Origin of the sequence: Clostridium folliculivorans (assembly GCF_024341905.1) — a bacterium.
GTDB classification, from domain to species: Bacteria; Bacillota; Clostridia; order Clostridiales; family Clostridiaceae; genus Clostridium_AR; species Clostridium_AR folliculivorans.
This window is the reverse complement of record NZ_BQXY01000003.1, coordinates 258,532-278,075: the sequence shown is the minus strand read 5'-3', so window position 1 is coordinate 278,075 and position 19,544 is coordinate 258,532. Positions and strand designations below refer to the sequence as shown.

The window sequence follows — 19,544 nt, the reverse complement described above, 5'->3', positions numbered from 1 at the left end:
CGATTAAAAAAATATCTAGTAAAATTGTATTTATCAGCTAAACAGTAAGTTAAAATAGCTGAAGACCCTCTATTCTACAAAATACGCGAGAGTGGCGGAATGGCAGACGCGCACGTTTGAGGGGCGTGTGGGAGACCGTACGGGTTCAAGTCCCGTCTTTCGCACCAAATTTTATATGTTAAACTAAGTAGACATCGGAGTTCTGTGACTCTGATGTCTTTTTATGCTATGAATGCTTTTTAAACTTTAAAACAATATTGATAAGCATCAATATTGTAATGATGCAGAGAAAAAATGATATAAGTTTAAGACTAGATGATATACTTGATAGATTTGAAGTTACACCGTCTATATTACCAACTTTTGACCCAATATCTTGGAGAGCAGATGTGATTTTATTAACTAAATATTCAGTGTTATTATCCATGAAGAACCTCTTTCTTAATTTATAATAAAAATATAAACGCTTTAGATATGTGCTACTAAATATATTATTGTATATGAAACATATAACAAAAGTATTTTAAAGGGCAATTTGAAAAATTAAAGGTGACTAAATATAATGCTAAATGTTAGAGTTCAGGTGAAAGTTGGACGAATTTTATGTCTTATATAAAGAATAAATTAATTTATGCAAAATTAGAGTTGAAAATTATTCTTTCAGGGGATTTAAAATTATTGAATCTGCCTTATCATTATAGGTTATAGTAATAACTTCATTTTTATAATTAATAGGATCTACAATCAAACCTACAGTTGCACGGAAGCTTTTAAAGGTGCTTCCATAAGAGATTACACCACTACTTGAATATTGAGGACCAGTCTTGATTTGGCATTGTATTTTAGAGTCTTTATCCGTTAAAATTTTAGGTGTAACTTTTATATCTAACTGCTTATCACGCACTTCAAGAGAAACGCGCCAGTTTTCATTTTCTCCTGTATAGGATTTATTTTTATAAGATAGTTTAGAGGTAGAATTAGCTTTGCTTATACCTAAGATTGTTAGAATTACTAACATGATCAAAACAAAGATAGCAATATAACGTTTTTTGTTCACAATACCCTCCATTTTTATAATTATCCTTTAGAACTGTAACTATGATTACTGTTTATAGTTATATATTAACATATTTTAATTCATGTGGAAATATAATGCTGGATATTTGATATTATTATATGGAAAAATAAATTTAATTGTGAGAGTGCAAAAGTAATATAGGACTGAAAAAATAATAATTTAATATATAATGTGTGCTTAAAGAAATATAGAATATGAAGAAATAGATTGGTATATTACAAAATTCAAAGTTGATTTGATGAGCGAATAGTTATATATTGATATGTTTTTATTTTTGTGGATATATGGTAATAAATAGTGTAAATGGGTGGAAAATATTAAGCTATTAGGTAATTTAGTGAAGAATAATAATTGGCACATCATTTTACTAATTAAATATAATATATTAACCTCACTTTCAAGTAAATATTAAAAAATAATTAATATCCTTTATTCTATTACGTTAATAAACACACCTCCTTTAGAAGAGGGGTGTTTTAAATTTAACTATCTTTAGTATTTAAGGATAGTTTACGGATTAATGATAAATACATAGCAAGTATAAATATAAGAATAGGATAACATAGAGCGGAATATAAAAGTGATAAAGGATATCAAATCAACCCCTTCATTAAAATATCCATAAAGATTAAATTTAATATCTAATATTAAATCCACAGATATCTGTAGAAGTAAAGTGAATATCGAAATGTCCAATATTTCTAAATTATTTAATTTTTTAGGCATCAAAATAGCTAGACTGTTAAAAATAATAAAAGATAGAGCAATAAAAATAAAAGTAATCATATGAGGAGATTTCCTTATATTGAATAATTTAATGTATGAAGATGTTAAAGTACCATATTTAAACATAGGCTAATGTATTGGCTTTGAATATATTATATTTAATATTTTGCTCATTAATAAATGAATATATACAAAGTAATTCAACGGATGGAATTGGATGGATATGCTTCCAATGATATTTCAGTTTAATTAAGAAATATTCGCAAATAATACTAATACTTAAACAAATCAATTACAAAGGAGGAACACAAAATGTCAAATAGAAGTAATAGAGTATTAGTACCTGAAGCAAAGGAAGCACTAAATAAATTCAAGATGGAATCTTCTAGAGAAGTAGGAGTTAGTCTAAATGAAGGTTACAACGGAGATTTAACAAGCAGAGAAGCTGGATCTGTAGGCGGACAAATGGTTAAGAAAATGATAGAATCTTACGAAAAAAACCTATAGAAAAAGCAGTATATCAAAGGGCTAGATATTTATATCTAGCCTTTTTAAATTTGATTTATAAGTTAAATCAATAAAGGTTGAAGGTAACACCGAAAAACGAAGTGCAGATTTTATGGATAACCATTTAGTTCAAATTCCAGGTGTAGAGTTTCAGATATTTATTTTTAAATTAGAAGCACAAAATAGAGTATTATATAATTTCTATTTTGTGTTTTTTTAATGTATAAGAAAGTGGATTTGGGCACTTAATATATAAAATTGTACCAACATTTACATGATTAATACCCTATTAAATACAGAAAATAAGTAAGAAATAAATTAAGTGGGAGGTATTAACATGAGAAAACTTTCAGAAGTAGAAGTTATGTCGTTAACATCACTATTAACATTGGAAAGAGACGGATTGGCTGTATCAAGAGCAGTTCAAAGCTTTATAAATGATGATGAGATAAAGAAACAAGCTGAAGCTGGTATATTGGCAGCAGAAGGCAGAATAAAGGGAATACAACAATTTATAAATGAAAACCAAATAATAAGATAAGGAGAGGTGACCTGAGATGATTTCAACAATTTTAGAAGGAATAGGTATGAAAGATACAGTTATGAATGATGAAGTTATAGTTAGCAATATGTTAGCAGGTGCAAAGGGTGCTGCTAATGCATATCTTAATGCTACATTGACAAGTCCTACACCAGAGCTAAGAGCGATGTATGCATCTAGTTTAAGCCAAGTTCTTAATGGCCATGCAGCAATTTCAGAATTGGCTGTTAAACGTGGATGGGAACAACCATATGCCCCTACAACTGAACAGCTTTCTGATGCTTTTAAAAAATCAGAAGACGTTATTGATAAAGATAAAAAATAGATACTTTTAATAATGGATTGTTTCGCAAATTATAGGAATTATATGTATCCTGAAAAGCATAGTTTTTGTAAGTCAAATAAAGCGATTGACAATTTTTTATTTAGAGTTTAAAATATAATTCCGGTAGTAAAATGACTAATGACACAGTTATTAGTTCAATAAATTAGTTCATATAAACTTGATAAATTTACTATTGAAATTTATTTTCATATAGTTTATAATTCAGTTATAGAGAATAGGATATTAAAAATATCCATAAAACTTGTATAATAATTCATATGTTCTGGGATATGCGTCAAGCTCTTATTTTGAACCTACATTACAACAAAGGGAGTTCAAGATTTAATTGTGGATATGTACCTTTCTGTGAGTCCCTTAGATGGCATTTTAGGCGATTGATATAATTGTGAGGACACCCACCTATCGAGAGATAGGTGTCAAAATCAGGGCAACGGTATTTTGGAGTAACTTTATGAATTTTAAGGAGAAGTAGTAATACTTCTCTTTTTTACGTCTAAATGTATAAATATACCTCTACAGTGAAGAAATTTCGCCAAACTTTTAAATATAAAAATATAACTTCAAGTATAAACTTGTTCATCTATAAACTTAGTAGATATAAATAGATTATGTAAGATGAAATAATATAGATTACAAAAATATATAGATATTAATTTAAATAATCATATAGTTATATAGAGAAATTAATATATAGTAAAAATGTGATTCTATATGGAGTTAATGGAAAGTTGACATTAGAAAATAAATGAAATATACTTTAAATATTACATATATTAACATTTAAATCTGCAGGTGTGCTGGAATTGGCAGACAGGCGCGTCTCAGAAGCGCGTGTAGTTTTACGTACGGGTTCAAGTCCCGTCATCTGCACCAGGGAAATATAGATTAATTATAAAAAGTCAGTATTACAATTTTTATTGTATGCTGGCTTTTTATTTATCTTTTAAATAACAGCATCATAAATATTTAGACAAAACTTAATTTAAACTATGGAAAAAGGAATATTTAATGATATAGAAACGTATAAATTAGTAAAATTCATCATAGGATGTGAGTTGTTTGGCCAGAAATATTGACTATAGTGTTGAGTTTACAGATGAGATAGAAAGTGAATTTAAGAAGGCGGAGTTTCTAGGGGAAGGGCATAATGGGATAGTATATAGCTTGCCTGATAATAAAATAATAAAGATATTTAGAGAAAAAAAAGTTTGTGATGAGGAGACTGATATATTATTAAAAGTAAAAGGTTCAAAGTTTTTTCCTGTCATACATAATTGTGGAGAATTGTATATAGTAAGAGACTATGTTGGTGGAGAAAGATTAGATACTTATATAAAAGATAATGGACTTAACAAAGAAATATGTAAGTCATTACTTAATATGACTAACGAGTTTATTAAGCTTGGTTTTACTAGGATAGATATAAGATGCAAGGATATTTATGTACAAGAAGATATGTCAGTGGTTATAATAGATCCTAAAAATAATTATACTAAAAAAGTAAACTACCCTCGCCATTTAATGAAAGGGCTTTTTAATCTAGATGTATTAGATATTTTCTTTGAAAATATAAGCCGGTTAGATAGGGAGAAATATATATTGTGGAAATATAAGATGGGCAAGTATATAAAACTAGGTATAAAATAAGTTATAATATATAGATAGATCAGTTCTAAATAACATATAACTAAGTAATTTAGTTTCTATTAATAGTTAATAGGATTATAAACTAAATTTTATAGAGTTGAACTGAGGTATCTATTCCGATGAACAGATAAACTACTTCAGTCCTTGAATTCAAAATAAAGATTTCGATGAATCTACGAATCTTTACTTTGATAGATTCAAATATGAAGTAGTTTATCTATAAGTAGTATAAATTATAGTTAAAGTAGGGAGTTATATGGATTACATAAACTTAGCAGAGAAAGCATATAGCCAAGGGCAACTTTTAAAAGCTCTAAATCACTATATGGAAGCCAATAGGCAAGAAAATTATTCTAATATAGAAGTTTTAATTAATATAGGATTAATATATGATGAGCTAGGCATGCAGGATGAGGCTATAGAGACATATGAAGATATAATTGAAAAATATAGATTAGAGGAAAGAGCTTACTATGGATTAGGTGTTATCTATGATGATAGAGAAGAGTATGATAAAGCTATTTCATATTATAAAAAAGCTCTAGAAATTAATCCACTGTATGGGAAAGCATGTTTTTTCTTAGCCAATGCATATGATAGCCTTGGAGATAAGGAAAGTACAATACAATATTATCTAAGATTCATTGAAATAAATCCATATGATTTCTGGGGATATACTAATTTAGGATCAACTTATGAGGAATTAGAAAAATATGATTTGGCGTTCAAAATGTTTAGCAAAGCTTTAGAATTAGATAGACAAAATTATTTGGCTTTATTTAACATGGGGGTAATTTATACAAGACTTAATATAATGGATAAAGCAGAAAACTATTATAGAAGATCTATAAAAATAAATAAGGAGTACCCTTATTCATATTTAAATATGGCTATTCTTTATAAGGATATGAATGACATTGAGTTGGGAATAGAGGTTTTATCAAGAGGAATTGAAAATAATAAAGAATGTGAGTTTCTTTATTATAATAGAAGCTGCTTTTTATCATGTCTAAACAGAATAGATGAAGCAGCTGAAGATTTAATAAAAGCTGTAGTGCTTTACCCGGGGTTTATTAAATATATAAATGAAGATGATGAACTTGAAGTTACAAGAAATAGTAAAATATATATGGATTTTTATGTCACAAGATAAAATATATATCTTGTGACTTTTTTACTGTAAATGAAGTTATATAATTTTTATGCCGATTAAACCTAGATATTTCAATGCCTTCAAAAGCTTTTTATGGCGATACAGTAAAAAATAAAACTTATTCGCCTGTAAAATTTTTCGCTTCTTTTGTGTTAAAATAGAAATTATATTCCTATTTTGTCATAATTAATATAAAATAATTATGTAGGAGGTTATATTATGAATGAAGATAAATGGCCGTTAGATTTTTTATATTTAAACCACGAAAAGATTGTAAAGACCACGCTTGTGTTTGGAATATTCTTTATTCTTTTCTTTATTTCTTTTAATATAAACTCTAGCATAGTAATATACCTAATAAATATTATAATTATAATGATATGTTTTGAACTTATGATAATTTTATATACAACTACTAAATTTGCAGATTCTAAGTTTCTATTATTTTCATACATTATATTCTTTATAATCGGATTGCTAAATGTTATGAACATAACTTTACAAATATCTAGTGGTAGTAATATTCAACAAAATTATAATATTGTGCTACAGAATATGGATATATGCAGTTTGGCAGAAAGTATATATATACACCTTGCTGTTAATACGATAGACAAGAAATACAGTCATAGAAGACTTATATCAATTCATGTATTTTCACTGCTTGCAATAATATCGATCTTTTATATGTTGACTACAATTGGTATTTTTAGAAATAGTATTGAGTATATAACTCAAAGCATAAGTATACTAATTTTGATAGTTCCTATGTTGACACTAAGAAAATTTAGTTATAAAAACAATAACGAATTCAACTTTTTTATGATTTATGTGTATACTATGAGTTTTTCTTTTATTATCCACTTATTGTATTTAATTTTAAATGCGCAGATTCTTTTCTTCTTATTTAATATAGTAAGATTAGGAGCATACTTAATTATGGGTGCTGGGCTGTTAGATAAATTTTTAGACAAGCCTTATAAAACTATATTTAATGATATTTATTGGCACAATATGCAGTTAGAAGAGTTTAATAAAAGAATTTATTTGAAAAATATGACTATGTCAAAGATAAGAGAAAGTATTGAAAGAAGAGAAAACGATTATAAAAAGCTTTTTGATGGAATGCCGTTACCAATGGTTATTATTAACAACTCTACTAATAGAATAATGTTTGCAAACAATCAATTTATAAAGATGTTCAAAATTGAGAATTTGAAGGATATTATAAATAAAAGCATGAAATCTATTGTATATAAAAACGAAAGTACCGTTGTTTATAAAGATGACTGTATAAACTATGATGGTCTTAGTGAGATTAATGGGGAAGTGGCATATTTCGAAATAAGACAATTTTATATAAATAATAATGAAGATGAATCAATTTTAATATTGAGTAATGTGACAGAAAAGATAAAGTTTGAAACCATGAAGGAAAGCATTAACCAAAAGAGATTGGAAGAGAAGATGAGAAGAACGTTCCTCTCAACTATCTCCCATGATTTGAAGACTCCAATAAATGTAATATATAGTGCAACACAGCTTTATAAATATTTATTGGAAAATAATGATTTTGAAGTTATAAGAAAATATAATCTTATAAATAAAGATAATTGTATGACTTTAATTAGATTGGCTAACAACATAATTGATACATCGAAGATAAATTTTGATTATTTAAAGCCTCAAATGTCAAGATATAACATTGTGGATATAATAGAGGAAACAATACAACACCTGGTAGAATATGCGAGAGATAAAAATCTTGAACTTATTTTTGATACAGAGGAAGAAGAGATTTTTGTACTTTGTGATAGAAATTTCATAGAAAGAATCATATTGAACCTGATATCTAATTCAATAAAATATTCTGATGAAGGTGAAATAAAAGTATATTTGAGATGTTATGAACTTGTAGTAGCCATTGAAGTTTCAGATCAAGGAAGAGGAATTAGCAGTGAATATATGAAGCGTGCTTTTGGAAAGTTCAATTCAAAAGACCGAAGTAAAATAGCAACAAATCAAAGTTCTGGACTTGGACTATATGTAGTAAAGAATTTAGTGGAATTACAAGGTGGACAAGTTTCTATTGAAAGTGGCGAATATAAAGGGACAAAGGTTGTAATAAAGTTTACGAGGGAGTTAGTTTAAGATGAATGATAATGCTATTATAAAATCCAAAAATATTGTACTTAAACTGTTTATTCCTTTACTTTTGATTATAATATTGGTATACGAAAAGAACAGAGATTATATGTTCTTTCATCAATTTGTTGAAGTTTTATGTACAACTTTTGGAGCTTCACTTACAATGATGTCTGTAAATAGATTTAATTTAAGAAGGCATAATCTATTTACTTATATAGGTTTGGGTTTTTCCGTTATATGTATAGTGAATCTAGTACACATATTATCGTTTAATGATGGGAAAAAGTATGAGGAAGTTCTAAATTTTACTTTGCCAATTTGGTTGATAACCAGTTGGTTAGAGCATTTAGTGATAATTTTATCCTTATATTTTAATAAAAAAGCTATAAGCTATCTTAAAGCAATTATAATATTTTTTGCCTGTGGCATAACTATTTTTGTTTCACTTTTAATGATTTATTATTATACAAAATCCAATGTAATTGCATATCGTAGATTTATTTTTATAAATTTAAACTGGATTATTATTTTTCTTATGTTTATTTTTGTTTTTATAGGAATACTGGAAAGCAAGAATATAAGTAATGATAGTAAAAAATATATTCTCGTGTACATATCTCTTGTTATTGTATATGAGAGTATAGCTAAGATGACTTTTACAAGATATGATAATATTAATTACAATGTAATTTTAACTGTGCATATTCTGAAATATTTAGCTTATTACAGTCTTTTTGAGGGTATAAGCAAGTTTCTAATACAAGGAACTTATAGTGAAATGTATGAGGAACTTAAACAAATGGAGAAAGATCAAAAACATTATAGTAGCATACTACAAAAGAGGATGAATTTAGAGATTGAACTTCATAAAATGATGGAAATGAGTAAAAGTAAATATAATATACTAATTAATTCTATACCAGATTCCATCTTGATTTTTGAACGCGAAAAGATTAGCTTTATAAATTCTTCTGCAAAAAATCTATTAGAATTTATTTGCGGTGGCTACAAAAAAATCGAGAGACTTAAATTTTATGAATTTATTGATTACATAGGTTCCCTAAGCAGCACTTATACGGCACTTGAGAAAAATATTATGAATTTTTCTATTAATGTGGATGATAATATAAGGTTATATGACTTATCTACTGAGTGTATTAATGATAAAATATGTGTTGTTTTAATAAGAGATGTTACTGACATGGGAAAAATTAAAACTTTGAAAAGTGAGTTGGAAGGTTATATAAAAGATGATGAAATAAAAAGGCAATTTTATACAAATATATCTCACGAATTAAGAACTCCTATAAATGTTATTTTTTCTGCATTACAGTTAAATGATTTATATCTCTTAGAAAAAAACAAAAATGGATTAAGTAAAAATGGAGATAATATAAAAAGAAACTGCCTTAGGCTTATAAGAACTATAAATAACTTTATTGATACAAATAAGTTATCAGAAGGATATCTAACTCCAGATATGAAGGTATACAACATAGTAGATTTGGTGGAAGATGTAGCGCAATCTACAATAGAGTATATTGACAAATTTAATATGAATCTTACCTTTGATGTAGATGAAGAAGAGATATATGTAAAATGTGACAAGGAACTAATTGAAAGAGTTATATTGAACTTACTTTCTAATAGTGTAAAGTATGGCAAAGCAGGTGGGTTTATATTTGTTTCAATAACTTGTGATAGTGATTTTGTGAATATATGTATCCTTAATGACTCAGATTCAATATCTGAAGAGGAGCAGGATTATATATTTGATAAATTTTCTAAAAATCAATATTCACTTAATAGTAGAAAAGAAGGTAGTGGTTTAGGTCTTTTTATATCCAAAGCATTGATAGAGCTGCAAGAAGGGGAGATTAAGTTAAATTCATTTAATTATGGCAATAGATTCGATATAAAATTTAAGAGAACAAAAAACTATGTAGAAAATTATGAAGAATATAAAAATGCCAATATAAATGAGTTGAAAGAGAAGGTAGATATTGAGTTTTCAGATATTTATATATGATTGCATTGAATATAATAAACTTTTGACATAATTAAGAGATTCATAAATGGATGTACCACTTCGTAATAAAACTTATTATTTTTAAATTCTCTCACCAGAAGCCGTGAGAGTTTTAAAAATAGATTTCGGTTCGAAGTGGTACATCTATAGATATACCATTGTTAAATAAAAGCTAAATTTATAACTAAGTTGCTATTAATAGTTAAAAGAGTAGATTTCGGATTGAGCTCATACAACTTTAGATTTACTAATAAGTACTAAAATTTATATTTTAAAGCCTCCTCTCATAAAACAGAGGAGGCTTTAAAATAATTTTTTGATTTAAGTGATTTCTTTTACTTGTAAAAAATAGAATTGAAACTTATGGAATAGTTTGGTGATAATTTTCATAGTATAAAAAAACGAAACAAGGGGGATGCAATGAGCTTTTTTAAAGTAAATAATAAATTTAATATTGGAAATCTTATAATTAGTATTTTAATTACACTAGGAGGAGGTTTAATAATAGGTTTTATTATTAATAATGCGGACAAACAGTATGTAAATCTTAATAAACCAATGTTTGCACCACCAAGCTGGGTCTTTCCTATAGTGTGGTCTGTACTCTATATTCTTATAGGTATTGCTGCTTATAGGATATATGAGCTAAAAAAGCAAGGAAAGAATACTAAAAATGCGCTGGTTTATTATTCAATCCAATTAATACTTAATTTTTTATGGCCAATAATATTTTTTAAACTACGATTATATGGAGTAGCTTTTATTGAGTTAATAGTATTAATAATTTTTATTTTAATAACAACTATAAAGTTTTTTAAAGTAGATAGAGTTGCAGGTTTTCTTATGTTACCTTACATACTTTGGAGTTTATATGCAAGTATATTAAATTTGTTTGTATGGATAATGAATGAGATGTAAAAAGATAATAAACACATGGTAAAAATGACAATTCGATAACAAATTACCGCTTTCATATATGAAATCTATTGTAAAGAAAGCAAAAAAATAAAAAAATAGTAAAAGTTTCTATAAAGATAGTTGTTTTATTTGAGAAGATATGGTATATATTATATATGAATTGAAAATTGTTAATACTTTCTAAATAATTTAAATATTTGGTTAAGAATATTTAAATTATTTATATTGTACAACCTTTAAATTAGTAAAAATCTGTTTTCAGATTATATATATATAAAGTAAAAGGGGGTGAATCTACTCTAGTACGCAAAATGTGTATTATGAGTAGGAATTTAATGAAGAGAAAATCGATCGCTTTATTAAGTACAATTCTAGCTGGAGCAATAGTTCTAACAGGATGTGGTACAAAGAAAGATGATACTAAGCAGGCTAATGATGCTGCTAAAACTGTTAAGGCAAACGAGGTAAAGAAAGCTACTGATGCTAGTAAGCTTCCACAGGTTGCTAAAGACAGAAAGGACACACTTATAGTTGGTGGTACTGCACCAAAAGGAAAATTCAATCCTTTATATGCAGATTCAAGTTATGACCAATATATTGTATCTTTAATATTTGAATCATTAATATCAAATGATGCACAAGGTAATCCAACACCTGCATTAGCAAAAGAGTGGAAGATTTCTGATGATGGAAAGACTTACACATTTACATTAGTGGATGGAGCTAAATTCTCAGATGGTACAGAAGTTACTGCTGATGACGTTGCATTTACTTATACTTCTTTCTGTGATCCTAAGTATGATGGACCAAGAGTTGATGCTGTAGAAAAGCTTCAAGGTTACAAAGAATATAAAGAAGGTTCAGCAACTTCAGTATCAGGGATAAAGGTAATAGATAAGAAAACTATTTCCTTCACTTTAAACGAAGTAAAGGGTCCTGGAATATATGATTTCGGTTACGGTATATTGCCAAAGGCTGTCTACAACTTTGAAAAGGGTAATATCCAAAAAATTAAAGATAGCTTCAATAAACCAGTTGGTGCTGGTCCATACAAGTTTGTAGAATTTAAGCAAGGTGAATCTGTAAGCCTTGAAAAGAATGATAACTTCTACAAAGGAGCTCCTAAGATTGCTAAGATAATCTACAAGGTTACAAACGATAAGACAAATGTTCAAGAATTGTCTGCTGGACAAGTTGATATAAACCAAGTAACAGCTAATGCTAACACTGTAAAGATGGTTCAAGCTGCTGGATTCTTAGACCAACAAATATTCTCAGCTAACAGTTATTCATATATAGGATTAAATACAAGATTACCTATGTTCAGTGATAAGAAGGTACGTCAAGCTCTTATGTACGGTTTAAGAAGAGATGAATTCGTTAATTCTTATTATCAAGGGTATGCAAGTGTAGCAAATACACATAATGCACCAACTTCATGGGTTGAACCAACAGGCATAAATGAATACAAGTATGATGTAGACAAGGCTAATAAGTTATTAGACGAAGCTGGTTGGAAGATGAATGATAGTACAAAGATAAGAGAAAAAGATGGAAAACCATTTGAAATACATTGGTTAGCAACATCTGACAATAAGATGATGGAATCACTTATTCCAATAGTTAAGGAAGACTGGAAGAAGCTTGGAATAAACGTTATAACAGATATGTTAGACTTTAACACAGTTGTTGAAAAAGTTTATGACAAACAAGATTTCCAAATGTATGCAATGAGCTGGTCACTTTCAACAGATCCAGATCCATCAGGTATATTCGCTAAGTCACAAGATGCTCTAGGTGGAAATAACTCAGTTGGTTGGCATCCAGACAAATCAGAAGAATTACTTAAAAAAGGTATGGGAACAACTAAGCTAGATGAAAGAAAAGCTGCATATCAAGAATGGTCTAAACTTATAAATGATGAAGTTCCATATTTATTCATATCAAATCCTAAGTGGGTTTGGGCTGTAAGCTCAAGAGTTAAAGGTATGGAAATATCTGCATTCAGAGATTGGACTTATGACATTTACAAAGTAGAATTAACAGATCCTACTGCTAAGTAATAAATTAAGAGGAGCAAATGCTCCTCTTTTTTACTGTATAAGAAAATATATAATTTTTAGGTTGGTTAAACCTTGAGGTTTAAATGGTTTTATAAGTTTTTTGTGGCTAGCAGAAAAAAAGTAAAACTTATTCACTTGCCAGATTTTCCTCATATGCAATGGGAAAGGCGGATGAGCAAATACACTGAAGAAAATCACTAGGGCGCTGAAAATCACTTCAGTGTTTTATTTTTAAATGAATTAATTATTTTAACGTTTAATTATTTTTAATGTGTGATAAAATAGTAATATAGATTTTACAAAATTTCCTATAGAAATTACGTGTATTATAAATTAAGGCTATGTTTAAGAATATCGTTGAAAATAAGCGGTAAACTAATTAAAACATTGGATGATTAATCGCTTAATTTGAACGTTATAATTTAAAATCGACTAAATAAAATTATATAAGGAGTTGGTAATATGCTAATAAAGAATGGTAAGATTTTCACTATGGCTGGACAAGCTTTAGAATGTGGAAGCATTCTCATAAAGGAAGGAAAAATAGTAGAGGTGGGGGAAAATATAGTTGCCTTAGAGGAAGAAGTTATTGATGCTAAAGGCGGTTATGTAATACCAGGTATGATTGATGCACATACACATATTGGAGGAGAAGAAGAAAATATGGGCTTCGAAGGTCATGATATCAACGAAATGACTGATCCTGTAACTCCTCATCTAAGAGCTTTAGACGGTGTTAATCCAGTAGATGGAGCTTTTAGAAAAGCAGTTAAAGCTGGAGTAACTTCTGTTCTTACTGGACCAGGAAGTGCTAACGTTATTGGTGGACAGTTTTTAGCTATGAAAACTCATGGCAATTGTATCGATGAAATGATACTTAAAGAACCTGTAGCTATGAAAATTGCTTTTGGAGAGAACCCTAAAAGAGTATATAATTCAAAAGGGAAAGCACCAATGACAAGAATGGCTACAGCTGCTTTACTTAGACAGACTTTAACTGAAACCAAAAACTATATTGGAAAGAAGAAGAAGGCTGATGAAAAAGGAGACTTTTTTGAAATAAATTTAAAATATGAGGCATTAGTGCCTGTAATAGAAGGAAAGATTCCTCTTAAGGCACATGCCCACAGAGCCGATGATATACTAACTGCTCTAAGAATTGCTAAGGAATTTAATGTTCCAATAACTTTGGATCATTGCACAGAAGGTCACTTGATAGTTGATCAAATAAAGAACTCAGGGGTTTCTGCATTGGTTGGTCCAACCATGACTTTTAGCACAAAGATAGAGCTGACAAACAAAAGTTTTAAGACACCTGTAGAGCTTACAAAGGCAGGAGTTAAGGTTGCTATTATAACTGATCATCCAGTTATTCAAATAGAGCACTTACCACTTTGTGCTGCCTATGCGATGAAAGCAGGCTTAACCTTCGAAGAAGCTTTAAGTACAATAACTATAAATGCAGCAGAAATAGCAGGCATAGCAGATAGAGTTGGTAGCTTAGAACCTGGCAAAGATGCTGATATAGTTATACTAGATGGAAGTCCTTTTGAAGTTGCCACAACAACTCTATATACAATAGTTGATGGCAAGGTTGTTTTTAGTAAATATGAATAATGGTTTAATTTATCGTTAAAATAGTATATAATTAATATAGCTTCTCTTAAGTGGGAGGCTATATTTTTTGTTTTATAAGAAGCTGTAATTTTAAATTGACAATTATATGTCTTTATAAAAAACTTAGTAGAACATTGAACTTCCTAAAAAAACATAGGTTGTTTTCTTAGAAAGGATTTTGATTATGGGAAAAGCTTTATTCGTTACAGAAAAACCATCTGTAGCAATGGAATTTATAAAATTACTAAAGGTTAATGGAAGAAAAGGTGATGGATACGTAGAAGGCCAGGATTCTATTTTTACCTGGTGTGTTGGACATATGGTTACAATGTGTTATCCAGAAGCATATGATATTAGATTTAAAAGATGGAATCTAGGAGAGCTCCCTTTTTTACCAAAGGAATATAAGTATGATGTTATACCCAACGTGAAGAAGCAATTTGATACTGTATCCTCATTACTAAACAGAGATGATGTTGATGTAGTTTATGTATGTACTGACTCAGGAAGAGAAGGGGAATACATATATAGATTAGTTGATCAAATGGCTGGTGCACCTAGTAAAATAAAAAAAAGAGTATGGATAGATTCACAAACCGAAGAAGAGATAAGAAGAGGAATTAAAGAGGCAAAGCCCCTTGAAGAATATGATTCGTTAGCTGCTTCTGCATATCTTAGAGCTAAGGAAGATTTTCTCTTAGGAATAAACTTTTCAAGATTACTTACTTTGGTTTATGGCAGAAAAATCTCGGAAGTTTTATCAGAGGAAAGAGTTGTAATAGCAGTAGGACGAGTAATGAGCTGTGTTTTAGGAATAGTAGTAAATCGGGAGAGAGAAATAAGAAACTTTACTAAAACTAGTTTTTATAAAGTCAGCGTAGACATTTCGAAAGAGGAAAAAAGTTTTGATGCTGAATGGAAAGCTATTGAAGGTTCCAAGTATTATGAATCACCACTTTTGTACAATGATAGTGGATTTAAAACTAGGAATACTGCAGAAGAACTTGTTGAGATGCTAAAACCTGCAGAACTTGCTTTAATAGATGAAGTTAAAAAAACTAAAGAGACAAAATATGCACCACTTTTATTTAACTTAGCAGAACTGCAAAATGAATGTACGAAAAAGTTTAAGATAAGTCCAGATGAAACTCTTGGAGTAGTTCAAAAATTATACGAAAAGAAGATGCTTACTTATCCTAGAACGGATGCAAGAGTTATATCAACAGCAGTAGCTAAGGAAATATCAAAGACAATAAATAAGCTTACTAAGTTTGTATATAATCCTGGTATTGCAGAAAATGCAGCTAAGATAATGAAGAATAATTGGACTAAAGATATTGCTAAAAGTAAATATGTTGATGATTCAAAGATAACTGATCACTATGCCATTATACCTACAGGTGAAGGTGAAGGAGCTATAAGAACTTTAGGCAAGCTTGAGCGTGAGATATATGAGCTAGTAGTTATTAGGTTTTTAAGTATATTTTTTCCTCCAGCAAAATATTCTAAGGTTTCAATAACAGCTGACATATTAGGTGAGAAGTTCTTCAAGAGTATAAAGGTTTGTGTAGAAAAAGGATACTTAGAAATATTAAAAAGTGATAACAAAGAAGAAGAAGAAAATTCTTTTGTCTGGATTAATGAATTAAGAAAAGGTAGCAAACTTAAAATTGGTCAGTTTTCTATAAAAGAAGGAGAAACAAGTCCTCCAAAACGATATACGTCGGGGTCCATGATAATTGCAATGGAAAACGCTGGTAAGTTAATAGAAGATGATGAATTAAGAGAACAGATAAAAGGTTCTGGTATTGGGACTTCAGCTACTAGAGCTGAAATAATTAAGAAGCTCATAAATATAAATTATCTTATGGTAAATTCTAAGACACAAATACTTACACCAACGATAAAAGGTGAAATGATATATGAAGTTATAAATTCATCGATACCATCTTTGCTTAATCCAATCCTAACTGCAAGTTGGGAAAAGGGATTGAAAATGGTATATGAGAAAGAGATTGAACCATCAAATTTCATGGGTAAATTAGAAGATTATACAAAAAATAATATATTTAGAGTAAAGAAACAAAGTAATATAAATCTAATATATAAAAAATTAATGGATGTTAAAAATACATTTGGTTTAGCAGAACCTAAATAAAGTAAATAAATCCTGTGATAAATTCAAAGTAATTCTATTTTAAATAGAAGATTTGAAAATATCATAGGATTTATATTTTTGGCGCTGTTAAAGGACCGTGTTGAAATTAATTGGTTAATCATCCGACACTTTAATAAGCTTACGCAAAGAATTAATATGATTTTTTCATATTCCATGGCTAAAACTGTAAACTCACTACGTTCGAACAGTACAGTTTATTAACGCCATTCCATCTGAAAAAATCATTTAATTCTAATAGCTCGCTTATATAGCGTCTCCTGTATAACAAATTAATTTCAACAATATTATTAAACATAGCCATATTTTTAAGTAAACGAAAATATGGTTTTATATAATTAGCTATTTATAAAAATGCAATATACCGCTAAGAATATTATAGATAAATGGTGCTAGGAAAACTGTCATGAGTCCTGCAAGACCAATGGAAAGTGAGCTCATGGCACCCTCAGTTTCTCCAATTTCTAATGCCTTAGATGTTCCAACTGCGTGAGAGGCAGTACCTAAGGATATACCAATTGCAACTTTATTCTTTATACCGAATATTTTACATATCAATGGACCTATCATAGCACCAATTATGCCTGTAATAACAATGGCAACTACAGTAATAGGAACAATGCCATGAAGTTCACTGCTTATCTCCATACCGATAGGTGTTGTAACAGCTTTAGGAGCTAAGGACTTTATTATAACTGGATCTAATTTGAAAGCATAAGATAATAAAATTATGCTGATTATTCCAACAGCACTTCCTACAAATATACCTATGAATATAGGAAGACCATAAGCTTTTAGAAGCTTGATTTGTTTGTAAAGAGGTACAGCTAAAATTACTGTAGCTGGTCCTAAAAACATATTTATAAATTGTCCACCTTGATTATAGGTTTTGAAATCAATCTTAAATAACAACAAAAATCCTATTACCAAGGCGATAGCTATTAAAAGTGGATTAAATAAAGGGAATTTTGTTCGTTTGTATAAGAGTAGACCTATCTCAAAAGCTATAAGAGATAAAACTATACCAAATAGAGCATTGCTGGTAAATATATTCATGATTACACTCCTTAATTAGTTTTCATAATTTTTGTCACAAGTTGAATTACGAAACCAGTAACAGCTATCATAATTATTGTACTTAGTATACAAACAATCAATATTCTTCCCCAAGAGCTTTTTAGAACATCCATCGAAGTGAGTAAACCTACTCCTGCTGGAATGAAGAAAAAAGATAAGTGATCTAGAAAAAAGTTAGATATTGTTTCTATGTATGAAAGTTTAATTACTTTAGTTAATAGTAAAACTAATAATAAGAGCATTCCGATTATATTTCCTGGTACTGGGAGATTAAAGGTTTTTGAAATAAATTCGCCTATAAAAAATATTACTAATATTATAAGTAGTTCTCTAAATAATTTCACCGACTACACCTCCTTAAACACACTATTATAATTTAGCATTTTTTTAAAGGAAGGTAAACTGCGGAATGTGACTTAATAGTAGATGGTAAACAATTTCATTTGCCGTTAAAGATAACTATAGATACAAATTGTATACTTACTCTTGAATACTTTAAAATTCAAGTTGAAAATGAAAAAAGACAAGAAATCTTGTCTTTTAATAAACTTATATTTAATGATTTATATAAAACTTTATATAAGACCATATGAATCAAAAGTGTAAGTTCTAGCATTTACGAATTATAAATATAGTTTATAAATTAAGTGGTTTTTCTTTGGAAATTTTTTCAAGTTTTTGTTTGATTGTTTCTTTATTTAAATTGCTTAAAAAGGATTCTTCAAGTGAAAAAGCTTTATTTAAGAGTTCAGCTGCAGCTTCTTTATTTCCTTCTTCAGCGAGAATTAAACCTGAATAGTAATAAGGCTCTGAGAAGTTAACATAATCATCAATTAAAGGAGTAAACAGTTCTTTAGCTTTTTCAAAGTTACCAAGGTTATAATATATTTCTCCTAGATTTGCTTTTATAATTGAACTGCTGTTATATGTAATTAATGCTGCTTCATTAAATTCTAGTGCTTCATTCAAATCGCCTTTATTGATTAGAAAATACCCAAGTGTTTCAAAAATCGTAGAAGTCTTATGTGTTGTAGATAGATCTTGAAGAGTTTTTATGGCAGAGTCAACATCATTCTTCTTCCAATAGATTAACGCTTCTGCCATCTTAATATTTTGTAAATCTTTTTCCTTAAACTGTCTATCAGAGGTTATTTTATCGAAGATTCTATCTGCTTCACATACGTCACCATGTTTTAGTTCTAAAAAAACATAATTAGCAATTATTTTTGCTTTTGATACCTTTGATAATGCTGCTTTCTTATACCAATTTATAGCCTTTGGATATTGGTAATTGCGGTAAGCTCTATTTGCCATAAAAGCAGATAGCATATCACGGTTTGTTATGCCTTTATATATAATATATATCCAAAATAAAATACTTCCGATTGCCGGATTTACAAAAAACATAATTCCTAATATGATAACTATTAAGATTAAATCCTTAGGAAAACTTTTGCTCACTTTTTCGCCCATAATAATTCCCCCATAAAAATAGTAATATGATAATTATACTATTTT

The 19,544-nt window shown here is 28.7% G+C and carries 16 protein-coding genes, 2 tRNA genes and 1 other RNA gene; 14 read left to right on the top strand and 5 right to left on the bottom strand.

The genetic code is table 11. The features are described from left to right. Positions 1–85: 85 nt before the first annotated feature. Positions 86–167, top strand: a tRNA-Leu gene (locus tag OCU55_RS11495). 59 nt (positions 168–226) lie between these two features. On the opposite strand, the gene OCU55_RS11490 is transcribed toward OCU55_RS11495, so the two are convergent. Both OCU55_RS11490 and OCU55_RS11485 read right to left on the bottom strand, forming a co-directional pair. After that, complete coding sequence (locus OCU55_RS11490) at positions 227–427, bottom strand: hypothetical protein (RefSeq protein ID WP_261852453.1); 201 nt, start codon at positions 425–427, stop codon at positions 227–229. Positions 428–652: 225 nt separating this feature from the next. Next, positions 653–1,057: a hypothetical protein gene (locus tag OCU55_RS11485; RefSeq protein ID WP_261852452.1), complete on the bottom strand. Its 405-nt coding sequence runs from the start codon at positions 1,055–1,057 to the stop codon at positions 653–655. A 1,059-nt stretch (positions 1,058–2,116) separates the two neighbouring features. Here OCU55_RS11485 and OCU55_RS11480 point away from each other — a divergent pair. From OCU55_RS11480 to OCU55_RS11420, 13 genes are all read left to right on the top strand, one after another. Beyond that, a complete protein-coding gene (locus tag OCU55_RS11480) occupies positions 2,117–2,311 on the top strand; it encodes an alpha/beta-type small acid-soluble spore protein (RefSeq protein WP_261852451.1) in 195 nt (64 codons plus the stop codon). 337 nt (positions 2,312–2,648) lie between these two features. Then, on the top strand, positions 2,649–2,852 hold the full coding sequence (locus tag OCU55_RS11475; protein WP_261852450.1) for a hypothetical protein: 204 nt from the start codon (positions 2,649–2,651) through the stop codon (positions 2,850–2,852). Positions 2,853–2,868: 16 nt separating this feature from the next. Then, complete coding sequence (locus tag OCU55_RS11470) at positions 2,869–3,177, top strand: spore coat protein (RefSeq protein ID WP_261852449.1); 309 nt, start codon at positions 2,869–2,871, stop codon at positions 3,175–3,177. Between the two features lie 277 nt (positions 3,178–3,454). Further along, positions 3,455–3,647: non-coding RNA, 6S RNA (gene ssrS, locus OCU55_RS11465), on the top strand. A 339-nt stretch (positions 3,648–3,986) separates the two neighbouring features. Beyond that, positions 3,987–4,071 (top strand) — tRNA-Leu (locus OCU55_RS11460). A 186-nt stretch (positions 4,072–4,257) separates the two neighbouring features. Further along, on the top strand, positions 4,258–4,845 hold the full coding sequence (locus tag OCU55_RS11455; protein ID WP_261852448.1) for a protein kinase family protein: 588 nt from the start codon (positions 4,258–4,260) through the stop codon (positions 4,843–4,845). A 256-nt stretch (positions 4,846–5,101) separates the two neighbouring features. Beyond that, the gene (locus OCU55_RS11450) at positions 5,102–5,998 is read left to right on the top strand and encodes a tetratricopeptide repeat protein (RefSeq protein ID WP_261852447.1); all 897 of its coding nucleotides are present in this window, start codon (positions 5,102–5,104) and stop codon (positions 5,996–5,998) included. 219 nt (positions 5,999–6,217) lie between these two features. Beyond that, complete coding sequence (locus OCU55_RS11445) at positions 6,218–8,149, top strand: sensor histidine kinase (protein WP_261852446.1); 1,932 nt, start codon at positions 6,218–6,220, stop codon at positions 8,147–8,149. A gap of 1 nt (position 8,150) precedes the next feature. Further along, positions 8,151–10,175 carry a sensor histidine kinase gene (locus OCU55_RS11440; protein ID WP_261852445.1) on the top strand — a complete coding sequence of 675 codons (2,025 nt, stop codon included), beginning with the start codon at positions 8,151–8,153 and terminating at the stop codon, positions 10,173–10,175. A gap of 420 nt (positions 10,176–10,595) precedes the next feature. Continuing rightward, a complete protein-coding gene (locus OCU55_RS11435; protein WP_261852444.1) occupies positions 10,596–11,093 on the top strand; it encodes a TspO/MBR family protein in 498 nt (165 codons plus the stop codon). Between the two features lie 335 nt (positions 11,094–11,428). Next, positions 11,429–13,156: an ABC transporter substrate-binding protein gene (locus OCU55_RS11430; protein WP_261852443.1), complete on the top strand. Its 1,728-nt coding sequence runs from the start codon at positions 11,429–11,431 to the stop codon at positions 13,154–13,156. A gap of 462 nt (positions 13,157–13,618) precedes the next feature. Continuing rightward, entirely contained in the window at positions 13,619–14,773 is a 1,155-nt protein-coding gene (locus OCU55_RS11425; RefSeq protein WP_261852442.1) for an amidohydrolase, read from the top strand. Between the two features lie 184 nt (positions 14,774–14,957). Then, positions 14,958–16,931: a DNA topoisomerase gene (locus OCU55_RS11420; protein WP_261852441.1), complete on the top strand. Its 1,974-nt coding sequence runs from the start codon at positions 14,958–14,960 to the stop codon at positions 16,929–16,931. A gap of 360 nt (positions 16,932–17,291) precedes the next feature. Here OCU55_RS11420 and OCU55_RS11415 read toward each other — a convergent pair whose 3' ends face one another. The 3 genes from OCU55_RS11415 to OCU55_RS11405 all read right to left on the bottom strand — a co-directional run bounded on the left by OCU55_RS11415 (position 17,292) and on the right by OCU55_RS11405 (position 19,499). After that, on the bottom strand, positions 17,292–18,005 hold the full coding sequence (locus tag OCU55_RS11415) for an LrgB family protein (RefSeq protein ID WP_261852440.1): 714 nt from the start codon (positions 18,003–18,005) through the stop codon (positions 17,292–17,294). Positions 18,006–18,016: 11 nt separating this feature from the next. Further along, a complete protein-coding gene (locus OCU55_RS11410; RefSeq protein WP_206869965.1) occupies positions 18,017–18,370 on the bottom strand; it encodes a CidA/LrgA family protein in 354 nt (117 codons plus the stop codon). Between the two features lie 292 nt (positions 18,371–18,662). Beyond that, positions 18,663–19,499: a tetratricopeptide repeat protein gene (locus OCU55_RS11405; protein WP_261852439.1), complete on the bottom strand. Its 837-nt coding sequence runs from the start codon at positions 19,497–19,499 to the stop codon at positions 18,663–18,665. Positions 19,500–19,544 lie beyond the last annotated feature (45 nt).

What these genes read in the sequence shown, in the direction of transcription:
- OCU55_RS11490 (WP_261852453.1), bottom strand. Translation starts at nt 427, where the DNA reads ATGGATAATAACACTGAATATTTAGTTAATAAAATCACATCTGCTCTC.
- OCU55_RS11480 (WP_261852451.1), top strand. Translation starts at nt 2,117, where the DNA reads ATGTCAAATAGAAGTAATAGAGTATTAGTACCTGAAGCAAAGGAAGCA.
- OCU55_RS11475 (WP_261852450.1), top strand. Translation starts at nt 2,649, where the DNA reads ATGAGAAAACTTTCAGAAGTAGAAGTTATGTCGTTAACATCACTATTA.
- OCU55_RS11470 (WP_261852449.1), top strand. Translation starts at nt 2,869, where the DNA reads ATGATTTCAACAATTTTAGAAGGAATAGGTATGAAAGATACAGTTATG.
- OCU55_RS11450 (WP_261852447.1), top strand. Translation starts at nt 5,102, where the DNA reads ATGGATTACATAAACTTAGCAGAGAAAGCATATAGCCAAGGGCAACTT.
- OCU55_RS11445 (WP_261852446.1), top strand. Translation starts at nt 6,218, where the DNA reads ATGAATGAAGATAAATGGCCGTTAGATTTTTTATATTTAAACCACGAA.
- OCU55_RS11440 (WP_261852445.1), top strand. Translation starts at nt 8,151, where the DNA reads ATGAATGATAATGCTATTATAAAATCCAAAAATATTGTACTTAAACTG.
- OCU55_RS11435 (WP_261852444.1), top strand. Translation starts at nt 10,596, where the DNA reads ATGAGCTTTTTTAAAGTAAATAATAAATTTAATATTGGAAATCTTATA.
- OCU55_RS11430 (WP_261852443.1), top strand. Translation starts at nt 11,429, where the DNA reads ATGAAGAGAAAATCGATCGCTTTATTAAGTACAATTCTAGCTGGAGCA.
- OCU55_RS11425 (WP_261852442.1), top strand. Translation starts at nt 13,619, where the DNA reads ATGCTAATAAAGAATGGTAAGATTTTCACTATGGCTGGACAAGCTTTA.
- OCU55_RS11420 (WP_261852441.1), top strand. Translation starts at nt 14,958, where the DNA reads ATGGGAAAAGCTTTATTCGTTACAGAAAAACCATCTGTAGCAATGGAA.
- OCU55_RS11415 (WP_261852440.1), bottom strand. Translation starts at nt 18,005, where the DNA reads ATGAATATATTTACCAGCAATGCTCTATTTGGTATAGTTTTATCTCTT.
- OCU55_RS11405 (WP_261852439.1), bottom strand. Translation starts at nt 19,499, where the DNA reads ATGGGCGAAAAAGTGAGCAAAAGTTTTCCTAAGGATTTAATCTTAATA.